Annotated in this window: 7 protein-coding genes and 1 pseudogene; 2 read left to right on the top strand and 6 right to left on the bottom strand. The window is 40.6% G+C overall.

Translation table 11 applies throughout. The annotated features are described in order from the left end of the window. Positions 1-202: 202 nt before the first annotated feature. Entirely contained in the window at positions 203-2,890 is a 2,688-nt protein-coding gene (locus tag ACPEIW_RS04380; protein WP_425663260.1) for a DNA gyrase/topoisomerase IV subunit A, read from the top strand. 66 nt (positions 2,891-2,956) lie between these two features. Here ACPEIW_RS04380 and ACPEIW_RS04385 read toward each other — a convergent pair. The 6 genes and pseudogenes from ACPEIW_RS04385 to ACPEIW_RS04410 all read right to left on the bottom strand — a co-directional run bounded on the left by ACPEIW_RS04385 (position 2,957) and on the right by ACPEIW_RS04410 (position 11,363). Further along, positions 2,957-4,892: pseudogene (locus ACPEIW_RS04385) on the bottom strand (InlB B-repeat-containing protein). 201 nt (positions 4,893-5,093) lie between these two features. Continuing rightward, positions 5,094-6,278 (bottom strand): MFS transporter, encoded by a 1,185-nt coding sequence (locus ACPEIW_RS04390; RefSeq protein WP_425664419.1) that lies wholly within the window; start codon positions 6,276-6,278, stop codon positions 5,094-5,096. Beyond that, the gene (locus ACPEIW_RS04395) at positions 6,271-6,447 is read right to left on the bottom strand and encodes a hypothetical protein (protein WP_425663262.1); all 177 of its coding nucleotides are present in this window, start codon (positions 6,445-6,447) and stop codon (positions 6,271-6,273) included. The genes ACPEIW_RS04390 and ACPEIW_RS04395 overlap by 8 nt, the downstream gene beginning before the upstream one ends. Positions 6,448-6,491: 44 nt before the next feature. Continuing rightward, entirely contained in the window at positions 6,492-8,918 is a 2,427-nt protein-coding gene (locus tag ACPEIW_RS04400; RefSeq protein WP_425663264.1) for a DNA gyrase/topoisomerase IV subunit B, read from the bottom strand. 54 nt (positions 8,919-8,972) lie between these two features. Next, positions 8,973-10,277, bottom strand: a complete 1,305-nt coding sequence (locus tag ACPEIW_RS04405; protein WP_016635588.1) for an RNA polymerase sigma factor — start codon at positions 10,275-10,277, stop codon at positions 8,973-8,975. Positions 10,278-10,412: 135 nt separating this feature from the next. Then, the gene (locus ACPEIW_RS04410; protein WP_425663266.1) at positions 10,413-11,363 is read right to left on the bottom strand and encodes a hypothetical protein; all 951 of its coding nucleotides are present in this window, start codon (positions 11,361-11,363) and stop codon (positions 10,413-10,415) included. Positions 11,364-11,656: 293 nt separating this feature from the next. Here ACPEIW_RS04410 and ACPEIW_RS04415 point away from each other — a divergent pair, with 293 nt between their 5' ends. Next, positions 11,657-12,760 carry a polyprenyl synthetase family protein gene (locus ACPEIW_RS04415; protein WP_425663268.1) on the top strand — a complete coding sequence of 368 codons (1,104 nt, stop codon included), beginning with the start codon at positions 11,657-11,659 and terminating at the stop codon, positions 12,758-12,760. The last annotated feature ends 50 nt before the right edge of the window (positions 12,761-12,810 follow it).

Raw genomic sequence — 12,810 nt, forward strand, 5'->3', positions numbered from 1 at the left:
CTACATTGTAGTTAAAAAAGACTACATATAAAGTGAAAATCGAGTTAGCGCTAAAGTTAGATTCAAATCATAAGAAATAACGCAAGAAATAACGCAAGAAAAATCACCACTAAAATGGCAAGAAAATAAGCATTTAATAAACATTTGTGCATATAAATTGGTATTATAAAGGCTTGTAAGTCACTTCAAGGAGTTCAAAATCATGCCTTCACGCAGCAAGTCAACAAAACCAGCCTTCGACCCTAGAAAGGTTAAGGAAAACATTGTTGAAACGCCGCTTAACGAAGAGATGAGCAAATCTTTTCTGGAATACGCATACTCCGTGATTTACGCGCGCGCATTGCCAGACGCAAGAGACGGAATGAAGCCAGTACAGCGCAGAATCGTGTACCAAATGGGAAACATGAATCTTACGCCAGATCACGCGTATATGAAGTCTGCTCGCGTTGTAGGCGAAGTTATGGGAAAGCTGCATCCGCATGGAGATTCCGCAATTTACGAAGCAATGGTGCGATTGGCTCAGCCATTTTCTCTTAGACTCCCCTTGGTTGACGGTCATGGAAACTTTGGTTCCTTAGACGACGGTCCTGCAGCATCCAGGTACACAGAAGCGCGACTAGCTCCAGCAGCGCTTGGAATGAATGCAGACATAAACGAAGACACTGTTGACTTTGCACCAAACTACGACAATAAGCTAAAAGAGCCAACAGTTTTGCCTGCTGCTATACCAAACTTGCTTGTAAACGGAGCTTCTGGAATCGCAGTTGGAATGGCTACAAATATGGCTACTCACAATCTTGGAGAAGTTGTAGCTGCAGCAAAATACGTTATGAAGCACCCAAATGCAACTCTAGACGATTTAATGCAAATAGTTCCAGGCCCAGACTGGCCGGGCGGCGGCATAATTATTGGGCGCAATGGAATCCGCGAAGCGTACGAAACTGGAAGAGGCGCTTTTACAACTAGATCTAAAACGCATATTGAAAACGTTACAGCACGCAAAAAGGCGATTATTGTTACAGAATTGCCATTTATGGTTGGACCGGAACGCGTGCTCGAACGCATATCTCAAGGTATAAAAGCGCGCAAACTAGACGGAATATCTGGAGCAATCGACCTAACAGATAGGCATAACGGAACGCGAATCGTAATAGAAATAAAAACAGGATTCGACCCAAACGCTGTTCTTGCGCAACTTTTTAAGCACACTCCGCTGCAAGAAAGCTTTACGATTAACAATGTTGCGCTAGTAGACGGCAGGCCGCACACAATGGGTCTTCGCGAGCTTCTAGACGTGTGGATTTCGCACAGAAGAACCGTTATTAGAAGACGCAGCGAATTTAGACTAAACAAAGCCAAAGAGAGATTGCACCTTGTAGAAGGATTGCTTCTTGCAATGCTAGACATTGACGAAGTAATTCAAGTAATTAGGTCTTCCGAAGACGCAGAAACCGCAAAATCAAAGCTTATTAGCGTATTTGATTTAGACGAGATTCAAGCGCAATACATTCTTGACCTAAGGCTTAGAAGACTTACAAAAATGAGTCGAATCGAGCTAGAAGGCGAAAAAAACGACTTATTGCAAAAAATAGATGAGCTTAACGAGATTCTAAGCTCTGCAAATCAGCTAGACAAAGTTGTGATTGCAGAGATGGATTACGCTGTAAAACAGTGGGATACTCCTCGAAGAACAATTCTTTTAGACGAGCAAGAAGACGGCAGCTTTACGCCTGTTTGCACTAAAAACACTAAAGTTGCAAACAATGATTTAGCAATGGACGCAGTTATTGCAGCGAATAAGATTACAAGCACTCAAGCAGATGTAGCAGCAGCTGCACTAGCTGCCAAAAAGTCTGGAAGCAGCGATGCGTCTGCAATAGCTTTGCAATTAAGCGACGATCCATGCGCTGTAGCTTTGAGCACATCTGGGCTTATAGCAAGAACAAGCGTTGAAACATTTAATAGATGGAAATCACATTCTTCAAATGTTTTTGATACTCCATGCTTAAGCGTGTTTGAAACAACAACGCGCGCAAACTACGCTTTAATAACATCCGCAGGGCGATTAGTAATAGCGCATGTTGCAGATTTGCCACACTTAAATCAAGGAAACGAAGACGTTCTAGAATCGCTTTCTAATGGAGTTAACGCAAGCGAATTGCTAACTTCCACTCAAAGCACAGACCCGATTAGAGGAGAAAAAGTCGTAGCTGCTATTGCATTAGGCGAATCTGATTCTAAAACTCCTACATCTTCTAAAACTCCTCTTGCAATCGGAACAAAGAATGGCGTTGTAAAACGATGGAATTTTGAGTCGCCAACAACAATGGATTCCTGGAGCATTATTGACTTAAAAGACAACGATTCAGTAATCGGCGCAGCTCTTGCAAAAGACGAAGACAGGATTGTGTTTATAAGCAGCGACTCTTCCCTACTTACTTTCGACGCCAAACAAGTGCGAGCGCAGGGGCGAAGCTCTGCTGGAATGGCAGGAATTAGACTTAATGAAGGATGCGTTGTTTCTGCCTTTGCTGTAGTTGCTAAAAATGATGTTGAATGGAACTACGAAGAGGGCGAAAACGGACTATTTTCTGCTTCTGGAAGCGTAGTATTCACTCTTGCTGGAGACAGTGACGCGCTTGCTGGAACAGAAAACGGAGCTGCAAAGATTACGCCGCTAGAAATGTATCCTACAAAGGGTCGCGGCACGGGAGGCGTACGATCACAGCGATTCCTTAAGGGGCAAAATACGCTTTTGGCAGCATACGTTGGGAATTATCCGCTTTACGCGACTACACAACGTGGAGCAAACGTAGAGCTACCTAAGCCAGATATGCGAAGAGACGCTTCAGGAACCGAGCTAGTCTCCCCAATTGCGCATATTGGGTAGTTACGCCGTGCAGTTACGCCATTTACGCAATTGTTTCGATGGATGCTAAAGTTGCAATTTTCGTAACTAGTTTTTGCGAGCATGCTTGGAATAGCTACGAAGTGATTTTCTAGCTCCTACAAGTACGAAAATTCCTGCAAACACAGATGCAAACAAAGAATTCATGGCCATAGTCACTGAAGAACCAGTTTCAGGCAAATGCTTAGCAGAATTAGCTTGAATCTGCATTTTCAATGGCGCTTCATCTTGTTTCTTTACATCAAACGAATAATCTTGATTCTTTGTATATTCTTGCACATGCGAAGGAACAAAATCTGTAATAGGCGTAGAATCTAGATCTGGAGTTTGCTCTGTATCTGGCTCTGGAGTCGGAGATGGCGTCGGAGATGGCGTTGGAGCAGGAGCAGGAGCTTGTTTATGTGTATAAATAGCATAAACCGTCACATCCCCTGTTACTGTAGTTTTTTCAGTAAATATTCCGCTTCTATCCTTACCTGTAGAATCTTTATTCCACTCTACGAAAGTATAACCTTCTTTAGATGGTGCCGATGGCATCATCTGACCTGCAACACTGTTTTCACTTATGCTTTTGTTTTCCTTAACTTGCACAGAAGCATAATTAGAATTATTGCCATCTACAAAGGTAACAGTGTAAATCTTAGCCTTAGGAACGATTTTGTAGGTAAAGTGCGAAATACCAATTATCCTAAATTGTCTGTTGATAATATCGTAAAACAGGCACTGACCTTCAAGTGTCCCAGGTTTTACTGCTATATATTTGCCTTCTTTATTCTTCTTAAAGTAAGATGAACTTTCAATTTGTACTGGACTACCGTTTTCTTTGAATCCCTCTATGACACTGATTGTATGATTAGAGTTTTCTTGCGTAATTGTAATAGGGCGCTTGTATTCCTCTCCTACTTCAATAGTGAAAGTTCCTGGATTCTGGTTATCGAATACAGAATCGCTTTTTTGTGGATCATTAGATGGAAATAATTTATACTGTCCCAAATTACCTTTTACGACAATTTCAGAAATTTTATTACCCTGAAATGCCTTTTCGCCAACTCCAGCAAGATAATACGGGTCAGCATCTGTATCGTGCTCTTTTCCCTTATCATCAAGTACGCCTTCAAATACAACTTTCTCAATTTCATTAGCAACAAATGCTGCGCTATGTATTGAAATTACATTTTTCGGAATAGTAACAGTTTCCTTAATTTTGTTCCAGCCGAACGCACCGTATTCTATGATCTTAAGAGATTGAGGAAGAGTGACACCCTCAATATAGGTCTTGCCATCAACGTGTTCATGATGATTCCCGACTTTATTAGCCCTTCCAGTAAAAGCACACTCATAAATAACTTCAATGCCTTCAGGAATAACAATGTGATGATTTTTCTTAAGCTTTGCAAGGCCTTTTGCATTAAGTCCTGGAACAATAACATTTTCTGTACCAGCTGGTTTTCCATCATGATCAGTAACAGTAATATCTTTCCTGTACCCAATCTGTTTGCCGTCAGGGGTGATATTAAAGTCATCACGTGTCCAAGTTAAAGATTCATCATTTGCAGCAGTTGAATCAGTTGAAGCTGCCCTGGATTCTCCAGATGCAGTTACGCTTCTATCTTCAGGATTATTTGTTTGAAGATCAGTATTGCTTACATCTATAAGAGTTTGAGTAAGTTTAGTAGCTTCAAAATTTTCAGCATCAGTTACAGATTTAGTAGATTTAGTAGATTTAGTGGTTTCGGCAGGTTTTGCAGATTCAGTAGACTTAGAAGGTACAATATTTCCAGAGTATTTTACGGAAGTGCTATCTAAAGCCCCCCCCCCTGGGTGTATTAGAAGTTGCGGCAGAAGAATTTACAAACGTATTAACACCAGAAGAAGCAGCTGACATTTCGGCAGCATTTGCACTTTGCGCTACACAAAAAGCACAAGCAGCCGTAGCAATACCCATCATAGTGCTAGTCAAAATTATGTTAGTTCTCTTACTCATTTTTCCTCTTGCAAAACCAACTCTTCTAAAATTATTATCAACTAAAACAAATATAATACATGTGCTTAACAGTATTAGTTTGAATCTTCACATATTCTACAACTTACACTTTCAATAGCAATCAAATGTAACCAAACTCACAATAATCTTAATAAATCTTAAACCAACAACCATTACGCAAACAATCACACAAAAATATTTTCATACTAAACTTTTGCAAGTCCGAATCAATTTCACATGCATAAACGCCATTATCGATAGCAAAATAATCAAATATACTGGCAGCAAAGACATAGACACGTTTTGACCAATAAACCCAAAGATTGCAGGCATTAGCATTGACCCAATATATGCGCTAGCCATTTGCACGCCAACAATCGCTTGAGATTTATCAACACCAAAATAATGCGGTGTGGAATGAATAATGCATGGATAAACTGGAGCGCACCCTAAGCCAATAATCACAAAACCTGCAACCAATGCTATATGATTTGACAATGGCAATAACAATACAATAATGCCTAAAATCATCACTAATTGCCCAAGACGAATCATGGTTTCATCATTAAAACGCATTGTCAAAAATCCGCTTATAAATCGTCCTGCTGTAATACCAACATAAAATAAACTTGCCCAACCCGCTGCAACAACGCGGCTAACTCCCCCGTGCAAAACCATGTAACTACTAGCCCATAATCCTGCAGTCTGTTCAATAGCGCAGTAGCAGAAAAACATTATAAGAATATTTTTAGCTCCAGGAATGCGCAAAACTTCTGCAAAAGATAGCGTTTTAGAATATTCTTTAGATATCTGAATAGGTTTTAGTAATTTATGCGATTTACGATTATTCCACAATGGCAAACTTGCAAACAATATTACAGTTAATATAACTTGAACAATAGCAATATATTGATACCCTGCAGACCATCCAAATCCGCAAGAAAGCGCAAAACCCATAACGTAAGGCCCAGCTGAAGCTCCAATACCCCACATACAATGAAGCCAGCTCATATGACGACTTTCGTAGTGCAAAGCAACATAGTTGTTAAGAGCAGCGTCTACTCCTCCAGCACCAAGTCCGTACGGAATTGCCAGAAAAATAAGCACAAGATAATTCGGTGCAAAAGAAAAACCCAATAATGACAACGCAGTTAAAGCAACAGATACGAACGTAACTTTGCCTGCACCAAAACGCTTAGTCATCCTGTCACTCAATAGAGCAGACACAATAGTTCCTGCAGAAATAACCATTGATATTCCGCCAGCCCAAGAAATTTGCGCGCCAATATCGTGGCTCATAGAAGGCCAAGCAGATCCTAAAAGAGCATCTGGCAAACCCAAGCTAATAAATGCTAAATAAATAATTGCAAGAAGAAGGTTAATCATATTCACATATCAATTCATCAAACGAGTTATAAGTTTTTGTATTAGAATCATATTTCAGTTGCTCAGCTTCTTCAAACGCAGCAAGCGTATCAGCATTGGGAATATGATATTTCTTGCAAAGAGCACAATCTGTTGTAGATAAATCAGAAATAGCATCTAAATCAGTCATGCAACACTCCTACGGCAAATATATGTTAGAAGCAAAAGCAAAAATCAGGTATCGATTTTGGAGCGATCAAAGTCGTCTGCATTATCAACAATAAACTGCTTGCGTGGAGGAACGTCATCGCCCATTAGCAAATCGAATACTTCGCTCGCCTGCTGAGCATCTTCCATGCGAATCCTTCTTAACATGCGAGTTCTAGGGTCCATAGTGGTGTCTGCAAGCTGATCAGCATCCATCTCGCCCAAGCCCTTGTAGCGCTGAATATCGCTGTTAAAATCAATGCCCTTAGCTTGCAAATCATCAAGCTTTCCAGCTAATTCGTCATCGGAATACGTGTAAATGTACTCGCCCTTGTGCTTTCCAGCGAGCGCAATCCTGTGAAGCGGAGGCACTGCAGCATAAACGTGCCCGTGCTCAATAAGCGGACGCATATAACGATAGAACAGCGTTAGCAGCAAAATACGAATATGCGCGCCGTCAACATCAGCATCTGTCATCATAACAATCTTGTTATAACGCGCTTGCGAAATATCAAAACTTGCGCCCGACCCTGCTCCAACAACTTGAATAATTGCAGCACACTCTTTGTTAGAGAGCATTTGTGCAAGGCTTGCTTTTTGCACGTTCAAAATCTTACCGCGTATTGGCAAAAGCGCTTGGAAAGCGGAATTTCGAGCAGCTTTTGCAGTACCAAGTGCAGAATCGCCCTCTACGATGAAAAGTTCTGCAACATCGTCATTTCCAGGCTGGCAATCAGAAAGCTTCGGCGGCATAGAAGCAGACTCAAGCGCATTCTTTCTGCGAGTAACTTCCTTAGTTTTACGCGCTTGAATACGCGCATGCATCTCGGAAACAATTTTCTCTAAAACTCTAGCAGACTGCTCTTTGAATCCTCGCTTGGACCCGCTAATCATCTCGCCGAATTGAGCATCCGTCATTTTTGTAACGATTGGCTTAACTTGAGCAGTTCCAAGAACATCTTTAGTTTGACCCTGGAATTGAGGCTCTGCTATGCGAACTGTTACAACAGCAACCATTCCAGCCAGAATATCGTCTCGCTCAATCTTAGTGTTTGAATCTTTAAGATTGACTTTAAGTTTTCTAGCGTTGTCTTCTACAGCCTTGCGAATTTGCTTAGTCAATCCTTGCAAGAATCCGTCTACGTGCATGCCTCCGCCAGGAGTTTCAACAACGTTCACAAAGCTAATAATCGTTGAATCGTAGCCGTTTACCCATCGCATTGCAATGTCAACACCGCACTTACGCGTCACTTGCTGAGCATGCAAATCTCCAGCAGAATCAACAGCTTGCGTTTCTTCTACATACGTATCTTCGCCAGAAATACGCCAAATATCGGAGATTGCTTGACCTTTTGAAAGAAAGTCAACGAAATCTTTTACTCCGCCATTATGCAAAAATTCAACAACCCTAGGGTGATGGTTATTTTGCAATTCTCTAGCAGATTCACTATTTGCAACAGATTGCTCGGCGGATTCTTCGGATTCGCTATTAGATTCGCTATCAATTTCGCCATCGGATTCAACTTCCGATTCGTCATCGGATTCAACTTCTTCATATTCAGATTCAGATTGATTTAGCTCATTAGATTCATCACCTACGGTTGCTTGCGATTCATCCTTAAACGTCAAATCATCTGTTAAATCGCTATCACTAGCGCTAGCACTAGCATCAACATTCGCATCATCGCCAGCACTACTATCAACTTCTTGAATATCGCTAAATTCGCCTTCTGGAACATGCTCATCAATAACAGTAATGCGCAATCCTGGAACCAAAAAACTGGTTTGACGAACTCTGTCAATCAACTGCTCGTAACTAAAGCGAGCTGTTGAATTAAAAATCTCGGGATCTGCCCAATATCGAACTCGAGTACCAGTAGTTTTTGGCGAAACCGTGCCAATAATCTCAAGCTCAGTAGGCTTGTTCTTACGCGTGCGCTTAAAAGGAGAAGCAGGAGACGGATTTGCTGGATCTGCATCGCTATACACACCAGGATGCCCCTGATGGAAAGCCATATGATGCGTTTTTCCGTCTCTATCTACTTCTACGTCTAATCGCAAGCTCAACGCATTTACAACAGAAGAGCCAACGCCATGCAAACCGCCTGCAGCGTTGTATGAAGCGTTACCAAACTTTGCTCCAGCGTGAAGCTTAGTTAAAACAACTTCAACGCCTGTAAGCTTTGTTTTTGGCTCCACGTCTACTGGAATACCACGGCCGTTATCCGCAACTTCAATAGAACCATCGTTGTGAAGAGTAACAATAATATGATTGCAAGCACCAGCTAAAGCCTCATCAACCGCATTATCAATAATCTCCCAAAGGCAATGCATTAAGCCTTGACTGTCTGTAGTGCCAATATACATGCCTGGGCGCTTGCGAACAGCGTCCAAGCCTTCTAGCACGGTCAAACTATCGGCATCATATTGCTCTTGCTCTTTAAGAGAAGCCACTTTTACTCCTTATACAACAACAATTAAAGCTACTAGAGCGTATCTAATAACAAATCACTGATCTAAGAAGTCGCGCAAGGTTTGCGACCTAGAAGGATGACGCAACTTAGACATAGTCTTAGACTCGATTTGACGAATGCGTTCGCGAGTAACGCCATACACTCGACCAATATCGTCTAGAGTCTTAGGCTGGCCATCTTCCAAGCCGTAGCGCATTTTAATAACACCAGCTTCTCTAGGAGCTAGAGTTTCCAAAACTTGCCTAAACTGCTCTTGAAGAAGCGAGAATGCTACTGCATCCGAAGGTGCGATTGCATCGGTATCTTCAATCAAATCACCAAACTCGGAATCGCCATCTTCACCCAAAGGAGTGTGCAAAGAAATAGGCTCACGACCATACTTTTGCACTTCTTGCACCTTTTCTACAGGCATATCAAGCTCGCGTGCAAGCTCATCTGGCGTAGGCTCGCGACCCAAGTCTTGAAGCATTTGGCGCTGAACTCTAGAAAGCTTATTAATAACTTCCACCATGTGCACTGGAACTCGAATTGTACGAGCCTGATCTGCCATAGCACGCGTAATCGCCTGGCGAATCCACCAAGTTGCGTAGGTTGAGAACTTAAAGCCCTTCTTCCAATCAAACTTTTCTACTGCACGAATTAAACCAAGGTTACCTTCCTGAATTAGATCAAGGAAAAGCATGCCCCTGCCTGTATACCTTTTAGCAAGCGAAACAACAAGTCGCAAGTTTGCTTCTAGAAGATGATCTTTAGCTTTCTTACCGTCTGCTGCAGCCCACTTAAGCTCGCGCTTACGCTTAAACTCCATTTGATCGATTTGCGTATCGAGCAAATGCTGAGCATATAAGCCAGCTTCGATTCGCTCCGACAAATCAACTTCCTGCTCTGCGTTAAGAAGGCTAACGCGACCAATCTGCTTTAAGTAGTCTTTAACAGGATCTGCCGTAGCTCCAGTAGCGATTACTCGACGCTTTGGGTTACCAGAAGGCGTTAAATTATCGTCATCGTCGTCATCTCGAACAATAAAAGCGCCTTTTGCTTGAGGAACTTGCGGAGCTTCTGGCTTGTTTTCGTCCGTTTCTTCGCCGTCTTCGTCTTCAGAGATATCGTCTAGATTATTAATGTCGTCAACATCGTCCAAGTTGTCTACGTCGTCTACATCAAGATCATCGTGAATGTCATCAAAATCTTCTAAATCCATGTGATCTTCGTCTGGATCCATTGGCGCATCAACATTAGCATCAACGTCTTGAGCATCAACGTCTTCATCAATCTTAAAGTCTTGTTGTTCTTCTTTGCTCGTCTTGGAATCGACACTTGCTTTATTTTCGCTCGCCAAACTTTTCCTCCTGTAGATTCCCCGCTAACACAAAGTAATCCGCCAAAATAGGGTATTTAATTTTGCTATACCCTAAAGGCACTCTACTATACCATAAAGGCATAGTTATGGCAAGGGCAACTTTTCATTAAGAAGTTAATCATCTTCTAAGGACGATTCTTTATTACTTTCTTCTTGCGGCGTGGCGAATTTTCTACACCACGCTGGCTCTACATGATTCCTATATGCGTTATCTACTATTCTAACCATTGAACAATCAGGGTCTATATCTAACGCCATTTCAACATATTTTTCAACATCACCTAGCCTAAACCACCAACTTATATAGCACATTAAAGCGTAAACTTGCACTTTTAATTCTGGTATTCCATCTACAACACAAGCCATAGCTTTTAGTAGATTTACAACGTCTAACGCTTTACAAATATCTGGAAGCTCGTGATCTTCGTTAAATTTTTCTTCTAGAAAACGTCTTAAATCTTTAGATATTTCTTTTGTTCTAGGCTCTAAAGCTAGAGTAAGCAACGAGTCGATATTGTAGTACTCTTCTTTAGAGTCCAGTAAAGCCACAAGCAAAGTGTCTCGAACGTTAATATTGTCAAACATTGCAATCGGCAGCATTATAAGGTCGTAGCCTACAATGTTTCCTTCTTTTTTGCAAATCATATTATTCCAGTTGCGTATTGATTGATTTACAAAAATATCAAAAGCCGAGAATACTTCTTGCTTACATTTAACATCTAAATCTCTGTTTATGTAATCAATATACTTTTCAAAAAATTCTGGAGCTAAAGATCTAAGATTTTCAATCCAATTATCGGTGTAATCATGATGATTGTTAACATAATCTTTAGGAATGTCTAAAACTGCTATACACTCTTTTGGAAGATGATTAAGATCCACTTTTTCTATTGTTTTTCCAGAAGCATAGCTCACAGCAAAATAGTCTTCGGATTTGTTACAAATCATACTTGCAGCATAAATATTCGTCATCTCTTTAAAAGTTGAATATTCATGATCTTTGTCTTCAAAAAATTGTGTCTCACTGATTTCACAGCCTTTAGACTCGTTTTTTATTGTTTTCATAATTCCTCCCCTGTTTGTTTGTTGCTTGTTATTTGTTATTTGTTATTTGTTACTTGTTATTCGTTACTTGTTACTTGCTATTCGTTATTTGTTATTTGCTATTTGCAGTATTGATTTCGCTGTTTCTTTTAGCTTTGTAAATAAGAGTTTTGCATTGCAAAAGCGATAACGCAATAAAAACTAAGCAATGTGGTTAAAGGCTATAAATCATAGAAAAATCCTATAAAACACTAGAAAAGTCTTAGAAAATACTCACTTCTGCAATGTCTAAGGCATGTGGATAACTCGTAGATATGAGTTTAGATTCGCAAAAGTCATGCATCAATACGCGTATAAGCGAATTAATTTATAGTCAATTTGATTCTTTAGCTTGCAAAAATCTTATTTCTAATTGCAATAAAACACTTAAAAACGTTGTTTCCCAAGCAATTTTGTCTAGCGAAGGCGGAAAACGACTTAGAGCTTTATTCGCATTATATGCTTTTGATGCAGCAAAAGAGAGCTACTCAGCTACGCAAAGTGACGACTCTTACAAAAACTCAAAAAACGCAATGCTAGACGTTGCTTGTGCTCTAGAAGTATTTCAAACAGCAGCTCTTGTTCACGACGACATAATCGACGAATCCGCTTTAAGACGAGGAAAACCAAGCGCATATTGTGCGCTATCTAAAGCCACAAACAATAGTCATATTGGAACTGGTCTTGGATTAATGCTCGGAGATATTCTAGCGTCTCAAAGCTTCGACATAACTAGAAAAGCGTGCGAAAACTTGCAAAATCCTAATGAGGTTTTATGCGAGTTTACAAACATGCAAAAAAACGTTGGAATTGGCCAAATTCTAGACCTTTCAATCGAAATGATGAGCCTAGATAATCCACAAAAACTTGCAGAATCTTCTATAAACGTTTTTAGGTGGAAAACTGCAAGCTACACAACTATTGCACCTCTTGCTCTGGGATTTTTGGCTGCTGGAATGCAAAAAGACTACGCAATCAACTTAGCGAATCAAATTGGAGATCCTTTAGGAATCGCATTCCAACTTGCAGACGATCTTTTAGATATTGTTTCGGATTCTGCTCACACAGGTAAGCCAATCGGAGGAGATATTCGGGAAGGAAAACGCGCTGTTCTTCTAGCAGACGCATTAGAACTTTGCACTCCCGAAGATAATCTCTTCTTAATAAACGCATACACTTCTAAAAACCGAAACGAAGATGACGTTAAAAGAATCATTGATATTTATAGTAAAAGTGGCGCTATAGGTAAGTCTAAAAAGCGCATTCACAATCTTTGGGTTGAATCGCAAGAAAAAATAGATACTAGTTCGCTAAGCAATCATAGTAAAGTCATTTTGCACAATATTTCTAGCATGTTTATTCCTAAAGAATGGCAATAAGCGCAAATTGCGACTATTCTTTACTGTATTACCTGTACACTTTTAAGTAG

Origin of the sequence: Gardnerella piotii, assembly GCF_049815665.1 — a bacterium.
In the GTDB taxonomy this organism is placed as follows: Bacteria; Actinomycetota; Actinomycetes; order Actinomycetales; family Bifidobacteriaceae; genus Bifidobacterium; species Bifidobacterium piotii.